The organism is Bradyrhizobium lablabi (assembly GCF_018129385.1).
GTDB classification, from domain to species: Bacteria; Pseudomonadota; Alphaproteobacteria; order Rhizobiales; family Xanthobacteraceae; genus Bradyrhizobium; species Bradyrhizobium lablabi_C.
Window position 1 is genome coordinate 15,166 of the sequence record NZ_JAFCLN010000010.1, and the last position, 19,962, is coordinate 35,127.

The following is a 19,962-nucleotide window of genomic DNA, read 5'->3' on the forward strand; positions in this document are numbered from 1 at the left end:
CTAGGTCGACGTGCGATCGTAGACCGCTGGCTGCGGGGCCGTCACCTTGACTTCTTCCTGCTCCCGCAGCACGCGGCGCAGCCTGCGTGCGTCCAGCAGCGCCTTCTGCACGTTCTTGTCGATGGCGCTTTCCTCGAAGAAGATGATCACTTCGCAGTTCGGGCATTGCCGGGAATAGCCGGGCTGTAGCCGTTTGGCTCGTTCGCGAAACGCCGACTTGCATCGCGTGCAACGGATCTGGACAGTGTCGGACATTCAGTGAGCGGCCATTGCCTGCCGGCGCAAACGGCGGGCCTGGCTCAGCGCCTGCCGGATCGCGCTGTTGTTGGATTCGCTCTCGAACACGATCGACGTGGCGCAATGGGTGCACGGCATGGAATAGCCGCCCCGGATCTTCTTGGCCTTCTCTTTCATGGTGCCCCCGCATTTCGGGCACTGCACTCTGATCAGTTCAGACATGGCGGGCTCCTCTTGGGGGCACGCTATTGGGAAGCTCGTTAAGTTTTCCTTCATCCTTCAGAGGCCGGGTTCCACTCCGCCGGGGAAGGTAAATGAACTCCGAACGTCCTTCTCTCCCGACGAAATTTTCCGATGCTTCAGAAGGATGCTGCATTGCACTGACGGCGGGACCAAATGTCCGCCGCTTGCGTTAGCCGCGATGCCGTCGCCGACTTAAGGGGAACCCGGATGGACGTTTTCGTTGCCGAGCTCGAGCATATCCTCGGCTGGATTCCCTATTGGGTGATCGGGCTCAGTCTGGTTGTTGCGGCCGTGATCGTCGCGCTGACGGTGCATCGTCTCGCGAAGTCCATCGCCAGACGGCTGATTGGAAAAGACCGCCCGGTGGCGCTGCTCTTCCTCGACAGAACCTCCGGGCCGGTCAGGCTGGCGCTCTGCCTTGCGGCGGTGGCCATCGTCCTGCCGTTTGCTCCGCTGAACGATACGCTGCGCAGCGAACTCAGCCATTGCTCCGGCGTAGCGGTCATCGCGCTGATTGGCTGGATATCCATTCGCGCCGTCGACATGGGTGCGGCGCGCTATCTACAGCGGTTTCGTCTCGACACCGACGAAAACTTCCTCGCCCGCAAGCACGTCACGCAGGTTCGCGTATTCAAGCGCGTCATCGACACGCTGATCGTCATCATCGCGGTTTCCACCGCCTTGATGACCTTCGAGTCCGTCAAGCAATATGGCGTCAGCCTGTTTGCCTCCGCCGGCGCCGCCGGCCTGATCGTCGGTCTTGCGGCAAGGCCGCTGCTCAGCAACCTGATCGCCGGCGTGCAGATCGCGATCACCCAGCCGATCCGCATCGAGGACGCCGTCATCGTCGAGAATGAATGGGGCTGGGTCGAGGACATCGCCTCGACCTATGTGGTGATCCGCCTCTGGGACTGGCGCCGGATGGTGGTGCCGCTGGCTTATTTCATCGAGCGTCCGTTCCAGAACTGGACGCGTGACACCGCCTCGCTGATCGGCACCATCATGCTGCATGTCGACTACGGCGCCGATGTCGGCCGCATCCGGCGCAAGCTCGAAGAGGTGGCGCAGGGCTCAAAGCTGTGGGACGGCGCCGTCGTCAACCTACAGGTCGTCGAGACCCATCCGCAAACGATCGAGCTGCGGGCGCTGGTCAGCGCAAGGAACGCGCCGCAATCCTGGGACCTGCGGTGCGAGGTCAGGGAAAAGCTGCTCGCCTTCATTCGCGAGGAGATGCCGGAAGCGATGCCACGGGAACGCTCGTTCGTCGCGCCCGTCAGCGCCGACTTCCGGAACGGAGGGGGCGACAACGCCGTGGTTGGCCTGGCGGCGGCGAGGGCGCACAATTGAGCCGAGCTAACCCCTCGGGAAATCCTTGCGCATTGCGATCTCGGCCGCGTCGCCGGGAGAAAGGATGGGGCCATCGAATGCCGGCTGTGGTTCGGTGACGATGTCGTACAACGAAATCTGCTTGACCGGCTTTGCCAGCAACTGGCGGATGCAGTCCGCGAGCGTGCCGTTATAGACGACGTACGGTGTCTTGCCGGCCACCCGTTGGCTATTCAGCGACGGCCATTTCTTCAGGTCGGCCGGAACGTCATAAGCGATCGGAACATCTTCCCGGAACATGGTTCGCCCGCCTTCGGCAAAATCACCGCTCAGGATAATCGCAGAGCGGTAAATAGTTTCCGAACGGAGCGACACGACAAAATCTTATCCGCGGTGGCGGCTGCCCAGCGCTGCCGCGGCACCCTCCGGGTTCCCGATGCGCTCGGTCAGCATGTCGATGCGGTCGCCGCCCCAGAACAATTCACCGTTGAACACCATGGTGGGCACGCCGAACACGCCGAGCGCTTCGGCCTCATCGATGATGCGGTCGTGCTCGCCCCGCGCCGGGCCGTGCACATAGGCTTCGAAATCCGCGGCCGAGCCGCCGGCCGCGGCGATCACGCCTGAGATGTCGGACAGTTCGTCGATTTCGAGATCGTGACTCCAGAACCGGCGGAACACCGTGTCGTGATAGGGCCGGAAGATTCCGTGGCGCTGCGCGAACAGCATGCCGGCGCTGGAATAGAAGGCATCATAGATGCGGCGCGGGCCCTTCATCACGAGGCCCTGCGCGTTGGCGTGGCGCCGTGCGTCCATGTAGGAATAGCGCACCTTGCGCCAGAAGTGCGGCGTGCGCTCTTCCACCGTGCCCATGAACTCGGGAATACGCAGCGTGTAGGGCAGCCATTCCAGCTCGACGCCGTATTTCTCCTCCAGCTCGAACAGGCGCTTGTTGGCGACGAAGGCGTAGGGGCTCTTGTAATCGGTGTAGACGCGCACGCGCGGCTTTGTCATCGCGGAATTCCTGGACGCTGCAAAAAGCTGGCTCACAAATGAGGCTGACTCAAATGAATGGGCCCCGGTGCATTCAAGCATCGCGGGGCCCGGATGTCTTCGTTTTAGCGAAGGATTTCTGATACACATCAGCTCGGTTTCAGGATCCCGAAGCGCGTGGCCTTTGCGTTTCCGATCCTGCGGTATCTTTCAAATTGTCGGCGGCGCAACTCGGCTAACAGCTGTTCTCACCTAATCCGCGCCGGGACCTTGCCGCTCGGCAAGGCCGCAGGTCTTACCCGGTGGAGTCATGCTCCTCTCCAAGAGTGGGCCCAACGGACATATGTCCGCTCCGCTGCGTGCCGTACGATCATATGATCGGACGTCAATCCCTGCGGAACTGAAAGCCGCCGCTTCCGCGGTCCCGACAGGTGCAGTACCGAAATGCTGCGGCAGATATTGGCAGGTGTCAAGTTAAGCCGGAGCGCTGCGCTCCGGTTCCATCGTCCGGTGTGACCGGAAAGACGCTCAGACCTTGGTCTGGCGGTACTGGCTGAAATCCGGATCGTGCGTCATCTGCCAGTAATCGACGAACCGCCACGGCATGGCCGAGAACACGCGGCCTTTCCGGTTGCGGTAATAGGTCGTCATGCCCAGATGGGTCCAGATCATCTGCTCGTGCTCGGCATCCACCTTGCGCACATATTCGTCATGCGCCTCCTGCTTCACGTCGATCGCGGCAATGCCGCGCTCGATCATCTCGACGAGGCAGGCGGAGATATAACGGCTCTGGCATTCCGACTGAAAGATCACGCTGCCGCCATGCGCCGGGCCCGAGTTCGGTCCCAGCATCACGAACAGATTCGGAAAGTTCGGGACGGTGAGGCCGAGATAGGCGGTGGGATTGTCGTCGGCCCAGGCCTCGCGCAAATTCTTGCCGCCGCATCCGCTGATGTTGAGCCGCGCCGCCATCTCCGTCACCTTGAAGCCCGTCGAGATCACGATGATGTCGTGCGCGCGCGGCTTGCCGTCGGCGGTGACGATGCCGTCCGGCGCAAAACGGTCGATCGGCTCGGTGACCAGCTCGACATTCGGCTTGGTCAGCGTCTTGAACCAGTTGTTGTCGAGCAGGATGCGCTTGCCGTAGGGCGGATAGGTCGGCACGCATTTCTCGATCAGGTCCGGCCGGTCCCTGAGCTCCGACAGGATGAAGGCCGTTAGTTCCTCGCGGTGCCGGTCATTGCCCTTGTTGACGGCGCGCTCGGGATGCGGCCAGGCCGGATCCTTGCGCAGGAACGGCAACAGCCCGTCGCCATAGCGCCAGAACATGTTGAAGCGATACCACTGCACGTAAAACGGCAGGTGCGCGAGCAGCCATCGCGCACCCTCGGTGATCGGATCGGAATATCCCTTCACCGGCCGCGCCCATTGCGCCGTGCGCTGATAGACCGTCACGGAAGCCACGCGATCGGCGATCGACGGCACGAGCTGCATCGCAGTGGCGCCCGTGCCGATCACGGCAACGCGCTTGCCGTCGAGCTTGATATCGTTGCTCCACAGCGTCGAATGAATCTTCTGGCCGTTGAAGGTCTCGTCGTCCTTGAAGCGGGCAGGGGCGGGGTCGTTGAGCTGGCCGATGGCGCTGACCAGGACGGTTGATTCAAACGTCTCTTCGCCGTTCGGTGTCCTCAGCGTGGAAATCCAGCGCTGCCGGCTTTCGTCCCAACGCGACGATGTCAGCTCCGTGTTGAGCCGGACGTTCTTTCGGATGTCGTGCTCCCTGACGACTTTCAGCAGGTAGTCATGCAGTTCCTGCCGCTGCGCAAAGTAGCGCGTCCACGGGTTTCGCTTGCCGAACGAGAAGGAATAGGAATGGTTCGGCGTATCGACGCCGCAGCCGGGATAGCGGTTGACGTACCAGGTGCCGCCGATCTCGGCGTTCTTCTCGACGATGGTGTAGGGGATGCCGAGCCGTCCCAGCGCGACGGCGAGCGCGATGGCGCACACCCCCGCGCCGACGATCAGCGTGTGTTGCTTCGCCAGCGTTTCGTCCGACGGCCTTTTGCGCCAGTCGGCGTGACGCCCGACAAAGCCCATCTCCTCGCGCATCAGCGGCGCATATTCCGGCGTGACGTTCTCGCCCAGCGTCGCGCGCATCATCTCCAGCAAAAGTTCGTCGCCGGGATCCGAGATAACCGGCTCCGGTTCGCCGTGCTCGTAAAGCTTCAGCACGGCGGCGCGGATTTCGTCCTGGATTTCCTTTGGCACGCCGGCATCGGGATCGGGGATCAGGCGAACGTCGCGCCTGGCTTTGTAGGGCGGCTCCAGCCAGCGCATATCGCCGGTCATATGCACCAGCACCATCAGCAGCACGCGGATGTCGCCCTCGGCGATCGCCGATGCCAGGTCGAGTTTCTTGCGTGGCAGTTCGATGTTCATGACGCTGTCCTTTAGCTGGCCGGCGGTTCCGGCAGGCCGCCATAGGCGCCCCAGGTCGAGCCTGCGAGAAATCCGGCGTCGACCGGCAGGTTGATGCCCGTGACGGCGCTGCTCAGTGGCGAGAGCAGCCAGGCGATGGCCTGCGCGACCTCGACCGGCTCTACCATCCGGTTCATGGCGGCATAGCGCTCCATCAGCGCCTTGTTCATCGCACCCGAGGCGATGCCGGCTTCCAGCATCGCCGTGCGTGTGAAGCCGGGCGACACTGCGTTGACGCGCACGCCAGCGCGGCCCCATTCGGCGGCCAGCGTCTGCGTGACCTGGATGACGCCGGCTTTCGCCGCCGTATAGGCGTGGATCGGGCCCGACGTCATGCCGGCGACGGAGGCGACGTTGACAATGGCGCCATGACGGCGCTCTGCCATCCGTACGCCGACGCTGCGCGCTACCATGAAGGTGCCGCGCAGGTCGATATTGACCTCGCGGTCCCATTGCTCCATCCGCACTTTTTCCAACCTGTGCATCCTGCCAAAGATGCCGGCGGCGTTGACGAGGCCGGTGATCGGTCCATGCGCCTTCTCGATATCGGCAATGCCGGCGACCACGCCGCCTTCGCTGGCGACGTCGAACGGCGCGGGCCACAGGATCGCGCCGGCAATCGGTTCGGGCTGGATATCCACGACCACGACCTGCTTGCCCTGTTCGGCCAGCAGCGTTGCGGTCGCTGCACCAATGCCGCGGCTGCCGCCAGTGACGAGGACGATGCCTTCGCTCCTCATTTGCTCTTGCCCTCCGGCTTGATCAGTCCGCGCGTGATCAGTTTTTGATAGGCGGTCTTGACGTGGTCGGGTACGTCGACCACGCCGCCATCTTCCGCATAGGAGTAGCGCAGGCTGAGATAGCCGCGCCCGCCCATCAGCATGTGCACGATCGCCTCGAATTCCTCGTCGCTGTAGTCGACGATGGCGCCTGCGTCCCGCGCGCGCTGCAAGATGCGGACATAGGCCGATGCAACGTTGTCGAGATGTTTCTGGTAACCGGCCGGCGCGAAGAATTCGGCCTCGTTGAGGATGCGCAGAAATTCCGGCACCTCGCGGATGAAATCGAAGAAGGCCGCAAACCGCTCGACCTCCTGCCGCGCGGCATGGCCGTTGCCGGTCCGCTCGCGGATGAAGCGCACCATGTCGATGCCGATTTTCGGCAGGAGCTGGTCAAGCAGTTCCTGGCGGTTCTCGAAATGATTGTAGAACGTGCCCTGCGCGACGCCGGCCTGTTCGGTGATGCGCGCGACGGAGGCCTCGGCATAGCCGTACTTGCCGACCACTTTCGTTGCGGCGTCAAAGATCTTCTGCTTGGTCCAGGCGTTGCGCTCGACGCGGTTGAGCTTTGCCACCTTGGCGGAAGTTGCTTGCCTCATGTGGTGGCCTCGAGTTCGGCGCGGAGCACGCGCTTCAGCACCTTGCCGGAAGGATTTCGCGGCAGGCTGTCGCGGATGATCAGTTGTCTCGGCACCTTGAAGCCGCCGAGTTTTCCGCGGCAATGCTCGGTGAGGTCAGGCATCGCGAGCGCTGCGCCCTCGGCGAGCACGACAATGGCGACCGGCATTTCGCCCCAGCGCTCGTCCGGCATGCCGATCACGGCGACCTCGCGCACCTGCGGCAGTTCGTAGATCACCCGTTCGACCTCGGAGGAGGCGATGTTCTCGCCACCGGAGATGATCATGTCCTTCTTGCGGTCGGTCAGATAGAGAAAGCCGTCCTTATCGAGATAGCCGACGTCGCCGGTGCGGAACCAGTCGCCGAAGAAGGCGGAGGCGGTCTTTGCCGGATCCTTCCAATAGCCATGTGTAATCTTTGGACCGCGCAGGCAGATTTCGCCGTTCTCACCCGGGGCCAGGCGATTGCCGGCATCGTCGCGGATTTCGATCTCGACATGGGCGATGGCCCGCCCGGTCGAGCCGATCTTTTCGATCTCGCGGCCCGCCTCCATGAAGGTGTCGCCGCCGCAGCTCTCGGTCAGGCCGTAGGCATCGATGTAACGCGCGTTCTTGAAAAACTCGGAGAAGGCGCGGATGCGCACTTCCGGCGTCTTCTCGCCGCCGCCGATGGCCCATTGCAGGCTGGAGACATCGTAACGGTCGCGGCTAGGGCAGGTGAGGATCGCCGTCGTCATGACGGGCGCGAACCAGGCGGCATTGAGTTGTTCGGCTTCGATCGCCGCCAGCGCGTGCTCAGGCTCAAAGTTGCGGTGGATCGAAAGCAGGCCGCCATGCCACAACACGGCGATGCCTGGCAGATCGAGCGCGCCGACATGATAGAGCGGGCCGACCACCAGCAGTTTTGTATCGGCATTCAGTCCCAGCACCAGCGTCTGGTCGGCGGATTTCCAGTAGATGTTCTCGTAAGTCAGCATCACGCCCTTCGGGCGATCGGTCGTGCCCGAGGTGTACATCAGCCGCATCAGGTCGCGCGGCTGGCGGACATGCATCGGTGCGGGCGCAACGTCAGCCGCCAGATGCGTGACACTCATTTGCGCGGCCTCATCGAGCAGCGTTACCGGCGCGCTGCCGGCCGCAGTCGAGGCAAGTTCTTCATCGGCGATCAGGAGCTTTGCGCCGGAATTGCCGACGATGTAGGCGACCTCATCGGACGACAGCCGGAAATTGATCGGCAGGAACACCGCGCCGATATGGCTGGCCGCAAACACCAGTTCGAGGAACGCCGTGCTGTTCTTCATCAGCACGGCAACGACGTCGCCGGGGCCGATGCCGCGGCTCGCGAGCCATCCGCCGGCCAGGCGGATGCGACGGTCGAACTTGGCATAGGAGACATCGGCGCCGCGATATTTCAGCGCAATGCGGTCCGGGGTCCGCTTCGCATGGAATGCGATGAAGCTCGAAAGATTGATCATTCGCCGCTCAAGACGCCGGTATCGGGTGCCGTTTCCTCATTTATGAACTATGACTCGTAATTCATCTTTGGCTTGACGTCACCCCCTTTGCTCTGAAATCCTCCCATGCATGGAGACATCAGATCTCCGCAGGGATTTTGAGAACGCGAATCCGACAGGGAGGTGAAGATGAAGAGAACCCGTACACCGGGCATAAGCCGCCGCTCGACTCTCGCGCTGATGGGCGCAGGCGCCGCCACGCTCGCAGCGCCCTGGGTCGCACGCGCGCAGGCCAAAACCATCAAGGTCGGCATGCCCACCATCCTGTCCGGTCGCGTCGCGCAGCTCGGCACCTCCTCGCGCAATGCCGTGATGCTGGAAGTCGAGAAGGTCAACGCGGCGGGCGGTCTGGCCGGCCGCCAGATCGAAATGGTGATCCGCGATTCCAAGGGACAGCCGCAGGAAGCGGCCCGCGTCGCGCGCGAACTGGTCAACACCGACGGCTGCGAGCTGCTGATCGATGCCGAGGCGTCTTCGGGCGCGTTCGCCGTGCATGAAGTGGCGCGCGATCTCGGCGTGTTCTGCATCCACACCAATTCGGAGACGTCGTCGCTGACGGCCGATCCGAAGCAGCATATCCCCAACGCATTCCGCACCGCGCGCCAGGGCGTGCACGATTCCATCGTCGGCGGCAGCTACGCGGCGGCGATCGCCAAGGCCAAGGGCCTGAAGAAATGGGCGACCTGTTCACCCGACTACGCCTATGGCCGCGACACCACCGCCGAATACGTGACCTACCTGAAGCGGTTTGCGCCCGACGTCGAGATCATCAGCGAGTCCTGGCCAAAGCTGTTCCAGCCCGACTACACCGAGGTCGTGACCAAGATCCTACAGGCAAAGCCGCAGGCGCTGTATTCCTGCCTGTGGGGCGGCGATCTCACCTCCTACATCGACCAGGCCAACATCTACGCGCTGTTCGGCCAGATGGAGGTGTTTGCGGTCAACATGGCCGACTACACCGCGCTGACGGTGGTGAAGAACCTGCCCAAGGGCATCCACTCCGGCAACCGCTACATCAAGACCTATCCGGCGACGCCGGAGAACGCGGCCTGGGGCGATGCCTACAAGGCGAAGTACGGCGAGTATCCGACCAACTGGTCGTGGGAGAACGCCACGGCGATCATGCTGATCGCGGAAGCCTCCAAGAAAGCCAACTCCGCCGACGGCAAGAAGATCGCGGAGGCGATGAAGGGACTCAAGATCAAGTCGCCGTTCGGCGCCGACGGCACCGTGACCATGCGCGGCGAGGACCACACATTGATCGGCTACGCTATCGGCTGGGGCACCACGATCCCGCAGGAGCCCTATGTGCCGCAGGTCCAGGCGGGCGACTGGAAGACCATTCTGGAACTCGAAGCCGAGTGGAAGAAGAGCAAGGGCTACGCATAACCCTTGCGAAGCGGAGGCCGCAAGCGCAGCCTCCGCTTTCCACTTGATGGCTTGTTGCGGGCCGGTCGTCGCGCCCGCCGTAACGGAATGTTCCCTTGGATCTCGACGCGCTCACCGGCTGTCTCGCCAGCTCCGCCTGTCTCGTGACGCAGACGACCAGCGGCCTCATCATCGGCATGCTGCTGTTCCTCGTCGCGGTCGGCCTGACGCTGATCTTCGGCGTGCTGAAGGTCGTCAATTTCAGCCACGGCGCCTTCTACATGTTCGGCGCCTATTTCGCGATGACGGCCTATCAGCTCACCGGCAGCTTTGCACTGGCGATGTTTTGCGGCGCCGCCGGCACCGCGGTCATCGGCCTGATCTTCGAACGCGTGTTCATGAGCCGCGTCTATGGCGCCGACGTGTTGATGCAGCTTCTGGTCTGCTACGCCTTCGTGCTGATCTTCGACGACGTCGTACGCATGATCTGGGGGCCCGAATTCAAGTCGATGGGCATGCCGGCCGCCTTCCAGGTGATGCCGCTGTTCATCGCCGGCGGCGTGGTGCCGCCTTATTATCTGCTGCTGATCGGCGTGGCGCTGGCGGCCGCGCTGATCCTCGGGCTTGGCCTCGCGCGCACCCGCATCGGCAAGGTGATCCGCGCGGCCGCGCATAATCCGGGCATGGTGTCCGCGCTCGGCATCAATACCGGCCTGATCTATGGCGGCGTGTTCGCGCTCGGCGGCATGCTCGCGGGCCTCGCCGGTGCGCTGGCCGCGCCCGTGCGCTCGCTGACGCCGGGCATGGGATTTTCGGTGCTGATCGAATCCTTCATCGTCACCGTGATCGGCGGCATGGGATCGATTCTCGGTGCGCTGATCGGGGCGCTGCTGATCGGGCTGATCCGGTCCTTCGGCTCGCTCGGCTTTCCGCTGTTCACGGAAGGGCTGATGTACCTGTTCATGGTGATCGTGCTGGTGTCGCGTCCATCGGGACTGTTCGGCAAGGAAGTCGCATGAGCGAAGCGCAGGCCGAGCAGGGCGCCTCGACCCTCAACGTTTCCCGCACCGGGGCGAAATCGCAGCGTTATCGAGACGTACTGATCGCGCTGATCGCCTTCACCGTGCTGGCGTCGCTGCCGATGCTGACGAGCAGCAAGTTCCTGCTCGATTTCGTGATCCGCTGCTCCGCCTACGGCCTGTTCGCGACCTCGCTCAATCTGCTGGTCGGCTACACCGGCCTGACTTCATTCGGCCACGGCATGTTCTTCGGCCTCGGCGCCTATGGCTATGGCCTGGTGATGCAGAAGACCGGCGTCTCGATCCCGGTTGCCTTCGTCGCGACGCTCCTGATCACCCTAGTGGTCGCAACCGTCATCGGCGCGATCTGCGTGCGGCTGAAGGAGATTTACTTCGCCTTCGTCACGCTGGCGTTCCAGATGCTGATCCATTCCACCATTCTTTCATGGGTCTCCCTGACCGGCGGCGATCAGGGGCTGCGCGGCGGCATTCCGCGCCCAGCGTTCCTCGGTATTGACCTGTCCAATCATCTGCATCTCTACATCTTCAGCTGCGCGCTGCTGGTGATCGGGCTTCTCTTGATGCGCCAGATCGCGCAATCGCCGTTCGGCTACACCTTGCGCATGATCCGCGACAATGCCGCCCGCGCCAGCTTTGTCGGCATCGACGTCTACCGCGCCAAACTCACAATCTTCGTTCTCGCTGCGCTGTTCGCTTCCGTCGGCGGCATGATCATGGCGCTGTTCGTTTCCGGCGCCTACCCGGAATTCGCCTACTGGACCATTTCCGGCGAAGGCATCTTCATCAACATGCTTGGCGGCGTCACCACGTTCCTCGGTCCGATGGTCGGCACCGTGCTGCTGCTGATCCTCAACGACACGGTGACGCGGTTCACCGAATATCACGGCATCGTGCTCGGCATCGTGATCCTGTTCTTCGCCATTGGCCTGCGCAAAGGCCTGATGGATTTTGCCTACGAATGGTACGCGCAGCGCCGCGACAGGGAGCGCGGCTAGCCATGCTGGAGATCTGCGGGCTTTCAAAATCCTTTGGCGGCGTCAAGGCGACCGACGACGTCACGCTCGATTTTGCCGATGGCTCGCTCACCGCCGTCATCGGCCCGAACGGTGCGGGCAAGAGCACCTTCTTCAACCTCATCACCGGCGCGCTGCGGCCTGACGCCGGCCAGATATTGTTGGATGGTGTAGAACTCGCCGGGCGTTCGCCGCCGGAAATCGTGCGTCACGGCATCGGCCGCGCCTTTCAGGTCGCAAGCATCTTTCCTTCGCTGACGGTGCAGGAGACGATGCTGGCGGCGGTCTGTGCCGACCAGCGCCGCGCCAGCGTGCTGCACCGGCGCTTTCCGCTGCCGGAAACCCGCGATCGCGCCGAGCACGCAATGGAGCTGCTCGGCCTTGCCAGCAAGCGCAACCGCGTCGCCGCAACGCTGTCGCATGGCGACCAGAAACTGCTCGATATCGCACTCGCTTTGGTGCTCGACCCAAAAGTGCTGCTGCTGGACGAGCCGACCGCCGGCATGGGTACCGAAGAGCGCTGGCGCATGATCGACAAGGTGCGCGAGCTCTGGGAGAAGCAGAAGATTACCGTCGTGTTCATCGAGCACGACATGGACATCGTGTTCAAGATCGCGCCGAAGATCGTCGTGCTGTGCTACGGCCGCATCCTCGCGTCGGGCACGCCTGACGAGATCCGGCGCAACGAAGCTGTCATCGACGCCTATCTCGGCACCGAGCATCATGAGGCCGCGGTATGAGCGCGCTAGCAGTCGTGCAGGTCGAGGACCTCGACGTCTATTACGGCACCAGCCAGATCCTGTTCGGTGTCGGCCTGTCGGTGCGGCAGGGCGAGACCATGGCGCTGCTCGGCCGCAACGGCGCGGGAAAATCCACCACCATGAAGGCGATCATGGGCCTGGCGCCCGCGCGGCGGGGGCGCGTGATGTTGCGCGGCCGAGTGGTGTCGGGCATGAAGCCGCATCGCATCGCCAAAGCCGGGCTCGGCTTCGTGCCGGAAGACCGCCAGATCTTTCCGGAACACACCGTCGAGGACAACCTCGTCATCGGCCAGAAGAAGGGGCCGGGCGGCGAGGACGACTGGTCGATCCGCCGCGTCTATGACGTGTTTCCGCTGCTGGAGCCGCTGCGCCACCGGATCGCCGGCCGGCTGTCGGGCGGCGAGCAGCAGATGCTGGCGATTGCCCGCACGCTGATGGGCAATCCGGCGCTGCTGCTGCTGGATGAGCCGAGCGAGGGGCTGGCGCCGATCATCGTGCAGCGGATCGGCGAATTGCTGCGGCAGCTCCGCGGCACCGGCGCGACCGTGCTGATCGCCGAGCAGAACATGCATTTTTGCCTTGGCCTTGCCAGCCACGCGACGGTTATCGACAAGGGCCAGATCGTCTACACATCCTCCATCGAAGAGTTGCGGGCCAACGACAATATTCGCCAGCGCTACCTCGCGCTGTAGCTCGCGGGCCAGGGAGGAACGATGGCGCGTAAACTGTCGCCCACGCATGAGGCGCCGTATCGCGGCCTGCGCGTGCTCGATTTCGGGCAGGGCATCGCCTCGCCCTATTGCGCCATGCTGCTCGGCGTCTACGGTGCCGACGTGATCAAGGTCGAGCCGCCCGAGGGCGACTGGTCGCGCTTTCTCGGCACCACCTATGGCAGCCACACCACGCTGTCGGCGGTCTACAACCGCGGCAAGCGCAGCCTGTGCCTCGACATGAAGCACAAGGACGGCATCGCGATCGCAAAAAAACTCGCCAGGGAAAGCGACGTGCTGATCGAGGGGTTTCGTCCCGGCGTCGCGGCACGGCTCGGGCTCGGTTACGAGGAATTGTCGCGGGAGAATCCCGGCCTGATCTATCTCTCGGTCAGCGGCTTTGGTCAGAGCGGCCCGTATTCGAAGCGCCCGGGCTCGGACTCCGTGGCGCAGGCCTATTCCGGGCTGGTGTCGATCAATACAGGCAATGATGGTCTGCCGCATCGCGTCGGCACCACCATTTCCGACGTCGTCACCGGCGTCTATGCTTTCCAGGCTATCGCCACCACGCTGTTCGCCCGCGCTGCTACCGGCACTGGCCGCTGGATCGACGTCGATCTCGCGCAATCGACCGCGGCGCTGCTCGGCCACAAGGTCGCCGAGCACATTCTGGAGGGCGGCGCGCCGCGCGCCCTGAATGTGCCGGCAAGCACCTACCAGACCAGCGACGGCTGGATGATGGTGACGCTGGTCAACGAAGCGCAATACAGGCGCCTGTGCACCGCGATCGGGCGCGAGGACCTCGCGGCCGACCCGCGCTTTGCCGATTTTGCCGCGCGCGCCGACCATGCCGATGTGCTGATCCCGCAATTGCGCGAGCTCTTCGTGACGCAGCCGAGCGAGGCCTGGCTGACCCGGCTGCACGCCGCCGACATCATCGCCGAGCGCATCCACAACCCCGGCGAATGGCTGCGCAGCGTCCATGTCGAGGCGACGAAAGCAGCGGTGTGTCAGGACACGCCCGGCGTCGGAAAAGTCTATAGCCCGCGCACGCCCGGCATTGCCAGCCTGTCCGAAGATCATCTGTGTCCGGCGCCCGACATCGGGCAGGACAGTTTTGCGATCCTCGCGGAAGCGGGATACGAGCGCAGCGCCATCGACGAGTTCGTTAAGTCCGGCGCCGTGCGTCAGTCCACGGAAATCGAGAAGGGAGGCGGTTCATGAGCAGCGAACCCGTCCGTTATTCCATCTCGGGCAACATCGCCGAGATCATGCTCGACCGCGCACCGGTCAACGCGCTCAGCATGCCGCTGATCGATGCGTTGCTGGCGGCGCTGGCAAAGGCGAGGGATGATGACGCCGTGCGCGCTGTCGTCGTCGGCAGCACGCAGAAGGCATTCTGCGCCGGCCTCGATCTCGACATCGTCAGGGGCAAGCCGGGCATCGAAATCAAGAAATTCCTGGAGCGGCTATACTTTGCGCTCAACGACACCCAGTACCGCATGGGCAAGCCGACCATCGCCGCGATCGATGGCGCCGTGCGGGCCGGCGGCATGACCATCGCGATTTCCTGCGACATGATCATCGCGGGCGATGCCTCGACCTTCGGCTATCCCGAGATCGATGTCGGCCTGATCCCGGCAATCCACTTTGTGCAATTGCCGCGGCTGGTGGGGAAGCATCAGGCCTTCGGCCCGCTGTTCCTCGGCGATCCCTTCGATGCCGCCACCGCCTTCCGCATGGGGCTGCTCAGCGAGGTCGTGCCGAAGGGCACCGCGCTCGACCGCGCCCGCGAGATCGCGCGGCGGCTGGCGGAAAAATCGCCCATCGTCATGAAGATCGGTCGCGATGCCTTCATGCGCGCGGTCGATGCCGATTACCGCCGGTCGGTGGAGAATGCGGCCGAAAGTTTTGCGCTTGTCGCGACCACCGAAGATTGTCAGGAAGGGCTGAACGCCTTCGTCGAGAAGCGCACGCCGAACTACAGGGGACGCTAGATGGCGGGACTATATTTCGAGCAGTTCGAGGTCGGGCAGGAGTTTCACCACGAATTCTCCCGCACCGTGACCGAGATGGACAACACGATGTTCAGCCTGCTGACCATGAATCCGCAGCCGCTGCATATCGATGCGGCTTTTGCCGAGAAGACCGAATTCGGCCAGCGGCTGTTCAACAGCATCTACACGCTCGGCATCATGATCGGCATGAGCGTCTACGACACCACGCTCGGCACCACCGTCGGCAATTTGGGCATGACCGAGGTCAAATTCCCCAAGCCGGTGTTTCATGGCGATACGCTGAAGGCCCACACCAAAATCATCTCCAAGCGCGAGAGCAAGTCACGGCCGGGGCAGGGGCTGGTCGAGTTTGAGCACACCATGACCAACCAGCGCGGCGAGGTGGTGGCGACATGCCGCCGCACCGGCCTGATGCTCGGCAAACCAAAGGCGTGACGCGATGCGCTCCATGTTGTTCGTTCCCGGCGACAGCGTCCGGAAATTTGAAAGTGCGAAGAAGACCGCGGCCGATGCGCTGATCCTCGACCTCGAGGACTCCATCGCGCCCGAAGGCAAGGTCGCCGCGCGCGGCATCGTCAGAAAGATGCTGGATGAGCGCAATCCGGCGCAGAAGATGTACATCCGCGTCAACGCGTTCGATACCGGCATGACCCTCGGCGACCTCGCCGCCGTGATACCGGGAAAGCCCGACGGCATCGTGCTGCCGAAATGCGCGGGCGCCACCGATGTCAACAAGCTCGCGCTCTATCTCGACGCGTTCGAAGCGGCTGTCGGCATCGAGCATGGCGCAACACGCATTGTCACGGTCGCAACCGAGACCGCGCGGGCGGTATTGAAACTGGTGGATTTCGAGAACATGAGCCCGCGGCTGTGGGGCATGATGTGGGGTGCAGAGGATCTCCAGGCATCGCTCGGCGCCTCGCGCAACCGCACCGATGGGCGCTTCAGCTCGCCGTTCGTGCTGGCACGCGACCTCTGCCTGATTGCGGCGGCGGCCGCAGGCGTGGTTCCGATCGACACCATCGCCGCCGACATCAATGACCTCGAGGCCTTGAAGGCGGAGTCGATCGCCGCGCGCCAGGACGGTTTTATGGGAAAGGCCGTGATCCATCCCAAACATGTCGATATCGTCAACGCCGCCTTCATGCCGACCGAGGAGGAGATCGCCTGGTCGGAGCGCGTTGTCGCGGCCTTCGCCGGCAACCCTTCGGGCGTCGTCAAGATGGACGGCAAGATGCTGGACAAGCCGCATCTGCGCGCCGCGGAGAAGATATTGGCCTCGCGGGGGCGTTGACCTGGACATCACGGCCAATTCGACGGCGGGTAAACGCAAACCCCCATTTTCCGCAGGGCGGAAACGATTTCCGCCTGCTTTACTTGCGGCCGTCTCTCACTTTATCGTCGCGCAGAGCCGATCGCCCGCCAAGCGGCGACGGCGAGGGAGCGAGACGATGGCCCTGCCACAGGCGATAGAGCGCAGCCTTGCGTCGATCGACGTCAGCGACCCACGACTGTATCAGGACGACACTTGGCGGCCGATATTCTCGCAATTGCGCCGCGACGACCCCGTGCACTACTGCGAGGCCTCTCCGTTCGGCCCTTATTGGTCGGTCACCCGCTATGACGACATCTTTGCGATCGAACTCGACCATGAGACTTATTCCTCGGCATCTGAACTGGGCGGTATCCAGGTCGCCGACCAGCCCAAGGGGCAGGAGCGACCGAACTTTATCCGCATGGATCCGCCCGGCCATACGGCGCATCGGCGGACGGTGGCGCCGATCGTGGCGCCCTCGAATCTCGCCAATTTCGAATCGCTGATCCGCAGGCGCACCTGCGATGTGCTGGACGCGCTGCCGCGCAACGAGACGTTCGACTGGGTCGAGCGCGTCTCGACCGATCTCACCAACATGATGCTGGCGACGCTGTTCGATTTTCCCTGGGAGGATCGCGCAAAACTCACCTGGTGGTCGGATGTCGCGATTGCCAATGTGGCCTCATCTGATGCGGTCGTTCATTCCGAGGAAGAACGAACCGCCGAGTTGATCAGGATGGGCGAATACTTCCGCAAGCTGTGGGATGCCCGCGCCGATGCCCCGCCGGCCTTCGACCTCGTCTCGATGCTGGCGCATTCCGAGGCGACCAGAAATCTCGACAGACGCGAATTCATCGGCACCATCGGGCTTCTGATCGTCGGCGGCAACGACACCACGCGCAATTCGATGACCGGCGGTCTGATGGCGCTGGTGGAAAATCCGGACGAATTCGAGAAGGTGCGGGCTCGCCGCGAGCTGATCCCGAGCCTCGTCTCCGAGATCATCCGCTACCAGACGCCGGTGCTGCACATGCGCCGCACCGCGCGGCGCGACGTCGAGCTTGGCGGCCGCAAGATCGCCAAAGGCGACAAGGTCGTGATGTGGTACATCTCCGGCAACCGCGACGAGGACAAGATCGAACGGGCCGACGAGTTCATCGTCGATCGCGCCAAGCCGCGCCAGCATCTTTCGTTCGGCGCCGGCATCCACCGCTGTGTGGGCGACCGTCTCGCCGAGCAGCAGATCAGAATTCTCTGGGAGGAAATATTGAACCGCGACCTTCGCTTTGAAATCATGGGTCCGCCGCAACGGCTCTATTCAAATTTCATTCGCGGCATCCGATCGCTGCCGGTGAGGATCGTGAACTGAACCAACACACACCGTCATTGCGAGCGAAGCGAAGCAATCCAGCTTCCTTCCTTTGCCGAGACAAGAAAGCTGGATTGCTTCGTCGCTGCGCTCCTCGCAATGACGGAAGGGACAAGGAACTAAGGAAGAAGAATGAACGATCCCGTTGACGTCCTGATCATCGGCGCCGGCGCATCCGGCGCCGCCGTGGCATGGAGCCTTGCCGATACAAAAATGCACATCCTTTGCCTCGACCAGGGCGGCTGGATGAATCCGGCCGAATATCCCAGCACCGGGCGCGACTGGGAGGCAAAATTCTACGGCGACTGGTCGACCAGCCCGAATGTGCGCGGCCGGCCCGAGGACTATCCGATCAACGACGACAATTCGCCGATCAAGGTCGTGAACTTCAACGGCGTCGGCGGCTCGACGGTCATGTACACCGCGCACTGGCCGCGGCTGCACCCTTCCGATTTCAAGGTGAAGACGCTGGACGGCGTCGCCGACGACTGGCCGATCGACTACGATGCGCTGACGCCGTTCTTCGAAGAGAACGACCGGATGATGGGCGTATCGGGTCTGTCAGGCGATCCGCGTTCGCCGCTGACGCATCCGCCGATGCCGCCGCAACCGCTCGGACTTTCCGGGCCGCTGATCGGCAAGGCCATGAACAAGCTCGGCTGGCACTGGTGGCCGTCGGACACCACGGTCGCGACGATGGACTACGAGGGCAGGGCGCGCTGCATCAATCTCGGCCATTGCACGCCGGCCTGCGCGCAAGGAGCGAAAGCCTCGACCGACATCACCTATTGGCCGCACGCGATCCGCGCCGGCGTCGAGCTCAAGACGCATTGCCGCGTGCGCGAGATAATGACCAACGCCGACGGCATGGCGTCGGGCGTCGTCTATTACGACAAGGACGGTGTCGAGCAGTTTCAGCCGGCCGAGGTCGTCATCATCGCCTGTAACGGCGTCGGCACGCCGCGGCTGCTGCTGAACTCGGTCTCCGGCCGCTTCCCGAATGGCCTTGCCAATTCATCTGGCCTCGTCGGCAAGAACCTGATGTTCCATCCTTACGCGCAAATCTACGGCTTCGTGAAGGAGGTGACGGACTCCAACCGCGCCCCGCCGACCTGCCTCTGGAGCAAGGAGTTCTATGACACCGATCTGTCGCGCGGCTTCGTCCGCGGCTACGGCATCCAGTTCGGCCGCGGCGCCGGTCCTGTGTTCGAAGCCGTCGCGAGCGAGCAGAAGGGCATTCTGCCGTGGGGCGCGGACCACCATCGCGTTTTCCGCAGGCTCAACGGCCATCGTCTCGCGGTATCGGCGATCTGCGAGGACCTGCCCGAGGAGCACAACCGCGTCACGCTCGATCCCGTGCTGAAGGACGGCCACGGCATTCCCGCGCCGAGGATCGACTACACCATCTCCGAGAACAGCCGGAAGATGATGGACCATGGCCTCGCGCGCGGCCGCGAAATTCTCGAAGCTGCCGGCGCTACCGACATCTGCACCAACGACCCGATCCCGTGGGGCGGCTGGCACCTGCTCGGCACCGCAAGGATGGGCACCGATCCCGATCGCTCCGTGGTCAACGAATGGGGCCGCTCGCACGATGTGAAGAACCTGTTCATCGTCGACGGCAGCGTGTTCGTCACATCAGGCGGCGTCAACCCGACCTCCACCATCCAGGCCGTCGCGCTCTACATCGCCGACCAGATGAAGCAGCGTCTCGCCAATCTCTTTGACTGAGGAAATGATGTCCGAACTGACCCAAACCCAGCGCGACGATCTTCGCACCATCGCCGCCATGATCATTCCGGCGAGTGAGGAATATAAAGTGCCGGGCGCCGACGATCCGGCGATCCAGGCGGATATGTTGACGACGCTCGGCCGCGACACGGCACTGGTCCAAAAGGCGCTCGATCATCTGGCGCAACTGGCTGGCAAGCCGCTCGCCGCGCTCGACGCGGCCAGGCGCGATGCGGTTGCGAAAGAGTTTCGCGCGACCGGCGGCGCCGCCGCCGCGACGCTCGTCCGCGTCGTGCTGCAATGCTACTACCGCGACGACCGCGTGTTGCGCTCGCTCGGTATCGAGCTGCGCGCACCATTCCCCAGGGGCCATGTGCTGCCGGACGGCGACTGGTCGCTGCTCGATCCGGTGAAGGAGCGGCCGGTCAATTTGCGGCGGGCGTAGGCGTG

Annotated in this window: 21 protein-coding genes; 13 read left to right on the forward strand and 8 right to left on the reverse strand. The window is 63.5% G+C overall.

From position 1 onward, the window contains the following. A complete protein-coding gene (locus JQ628_RS19305) occupies positions 1-255 on the reverse strand; it encodes a hypothetical protein (protein WP_212224550.1) in 255 nt (84 codons plus the stop codon). Further along, on the reverse strand, positions 256-459 hold the full coding sequence (locus tag JQ628_RS19310; protein ID WP_212224553.1) for a hypothetical protein: 204 nt from the start codon (positions 457-459) through the stop codon (positions 256-258). 228 nt (positions 460-687) lie between these two features. Between JQ628_RS19310 and JQ628_RS19315 the strand changes: the two genes are divergently transcribed. Then, positions 688-1,827 (forward strand): mechanosensitive ion channel family protein, encoded by a 1,140-nt coding sequence (locus JQ628_RS19315; RefSeq protein ID WP_212224554.1) that lies wholly within the window; start codon positions 688-690, stop codon positions 1,825-1,827. Positions 1,828-1,833: 6 nt separating this feature from the next. On the opposite strand, the gene JQ628_RS19320 is transcribed toward JQ628_RS19315, so the two are convergent. The 6 genes from JQ628_RS19320 to JQ628_RS19345 all read right to left on the reverse strand — a co-directional run bounded on the left by JQ628_RS19320 (position 1,834) and on the right by JQ628_RS19345 (position 8,148). Beyond that, entirely contained in the window at positions 1,834-2,181 is a 348-nt protein-coding gene (locus tag JQ628_RS19320) for a hypothetical protein (protein WP_249128134.1), read from the reverse strand. A gap of 9 nt (positions 2,182-2,190) precedes the next feature. Further along, positions 2,191-2,820, reverse strand: a complete 630-nt coding sequence (locus tag JQ628_RS19325; protein WP_212224556.1) for a 2-hydroxychromene-2-carboxylate isomerase — start codon at positions 2,818-2,820, stop codon at positions 2,191-2,193. A gap of 507 nt (positions 2,821-3,327) precedes the next feature. Then, positions 3,328-5,238: a flavin-containing monooxygenase gene (locus JQ628_RS19330; RefSeq protein WP_212224558.1), complete on the reverse strand. Its 1,911-nt coding sequence runs from the start codon at positions 5,236-5,238 to the stop codon at positions 3,328-3,330. A gap of 11 nt (positions 5,239-5,249) precedes the next feature. Then, positions 5,250-6,017, reverse strand: a complete 768-nt coding sequence (locus tag JQ628_RS19335; RefSeq protein ID WP_212224559.1) for an SDR family NAD(P)-dependent oxidoreductase — start codon at positions 6,015-6,017, stop codon at positions 5,250-5,252. Continuing rightward, the gene (locus JQ628_RS19340; RefSeq protein WP_212224560.1) at positions 6,014-6,655 is read right to left on the reverse strand and encodes a TetR/AcrR family transcriptional regulator; all 642 of its coding nucleotides are present in this window, start codon (positions 6,653-6,655) and stop codon (positions 6,014-6,016) included. The genes JQ628_RS19335 and JQ628_RS19340 overlap by 4 nt, the downstream gene beginning before the upstream one ends. Continuing rightward, the gene (locus JQ628_RS19345) at positions 6,652-8,148 is read right to left on the reverse strand and encodes an AMP-binding protein (protein ID WP_212224561.1); all 1,497 of its coding nucleotides are present in this window, start codon (positions 8,146-8,148) and stop codon (positions 6,652-6,654) included. The genes JQ628_RS19340 and JQ628_RS19345 overlap by 4 nt, the downstream gene beginning before the upstream one ends. 168 nt (positions 8,149-8,316) lie before the next feature. Between JQ628_RS19345 and JQ628_RS19350 the strand changes: the two genes are divergently transcribed. From JQ628_RS19350 to JQ628_RS19405, 12 genes are all read left to right on the forward strand, one after another. Continuing rightward, complete coding sequence (locus JQ628_RS19350; RefSeq protein WP_212224562.1) at positions 8,317-9,576, forward strand: ABC transporter substrate-binding protein; 1,260 nt, start codon at positions 8,317-8,319, stop codon at positions 9,574-9,576. Positions 9,577-9,671: 95 nt separating this feature from the next. Beyond that, positions 9,672-10,574, forward strand: a complete 903-nt coding sequence (locus tag JQ628_RS19355) for a branched-chain amino acid ABC transporter permease (RefSeq protein WP_212224563.1) — start codon at positions 9,672-9,674, stop codon at positions 10,572-10,574. Then, entirely contained in the window at positions 10,571-11,590 is a 1,020-nt protein-coding gene (locus JQ628_RS19360) for a branched-chain amino acid ABC transporter permease (protein ID WP_212224564.1), read from the forward strand. The genes JQ628_RS19355 and JQ628_RS19360 overlap by 4 nt, the downstream gene beginning before the upstream one ends. 2 nt (positions 11,591-11,592) lie before the next feature. Continuing rightward, the gene (locus tag JQ628_RS19365; RefSeq protein ID WP_212224566.1) at positions 11,593-12,348 is read left to right on the forward strand and encodes an ABC transporter ATP-binding protein; all 756 of its coding nucleotides are present in this window, start codon (positions 11,593-11,595) and stop codon (positions 12,346-12,348) included. Then, on the forward strand, positions 12,345-13,061 hold the full coding sequence (locus JQ628_RS19370; RefSeq protein ID WP_212224568.1) for an ABC transporter ATP-binding protein: 717 nt from the start codon (positions 12,345-12,347) through the stop codon (positions 13,059-13,061). The genes JQ628_RS19365 and JQ628_RS19370 overlap by 4 nt, the downstream gene beginning before the upstream one ends. Positions 13,062-13,082: 21 nt before the next feature. Further along, entirely contained in the window at positions 13,083-14,303 is a 1,221-nt protein-coding gene (locus JQ628_RS19375; protein ID WP_212224570.1) for a CaiB/BaiF CoA transferase family protein, read from the forward strand. Beyond that, the gene (locus JQ628_RS19380; protein WP_212224572.1) at positions 14,300-15,076 is read left to right on the forward strand and encodes an enoyl-CoA hydratase/isomerase family protein; all 777 of its coding nucleotides are present in this window, start codon (positions 14,300-14,302) and stop codon (positions 15,074-15,076) included. Before JQ628_RS19375 ends, JQ628_RS19380 begins: the two co-directional genes overlap by 4 nt. Further along, positions 15,077-15,532, forward strand: coding sequence for a MaoC family dehydratase (locus JQ628_RS19385; RefSeq protein WP_212224574.1), 456 nt, complete (start codon positions 15,077-15,079; stop codon positions 15,530-15,532). Positions 15,533-15,536: 4 nt separating this feature from the next. After that, positions 15,537-16,391, forward strand: a complete 855-nt coding sequence (locus JQ628_RS19390) for an HpcH/HpaI aldolase/citrate lyase family protein (protein ID WP_212224576.1) — start codon at positions 15,537-15,539, stop codon at positions 16,389-16,391. 157 nt (positions 16,392-16,548) lie between these two features. Then, positions 16,549-17,781 carry a cytochrome P450 gene (locus tag JQ628_RS19395; RefSeq protein WP_249128136.1) on the forward strand — a complete coding sequence of 411 codons (1,233 nt, stop codon included), beginning with the start codon at positions 16,549-16,551 and terminating at the stop codon, positions 17,779-17,781. Between the two features lie 132 nt (positions 17,782-17,913). Then, a complete protein-coding gene (locus JQ628_RS19400; RefSeq protein WP_212224578.1) occupies positions 17,914-19,512 on the forward strand; it encodes a GMC family oxidoreductase in 1,599 nt (532 codons plus the stop codon). 7 nt (positions 19,513-19,519) lie between these two features. Then, positions 19,520-19,957, forward strand: coding sequence for a hypothetical protein (locus tag JQ628_RS19405; RefSeq protein ID WP_212224580.1), 438 nt, complete (start codon positions 19,520-19,522; stop codon positions 19,955-19,957). Positions 19,958-19,962: the final 5 nt, after the last annotated feature.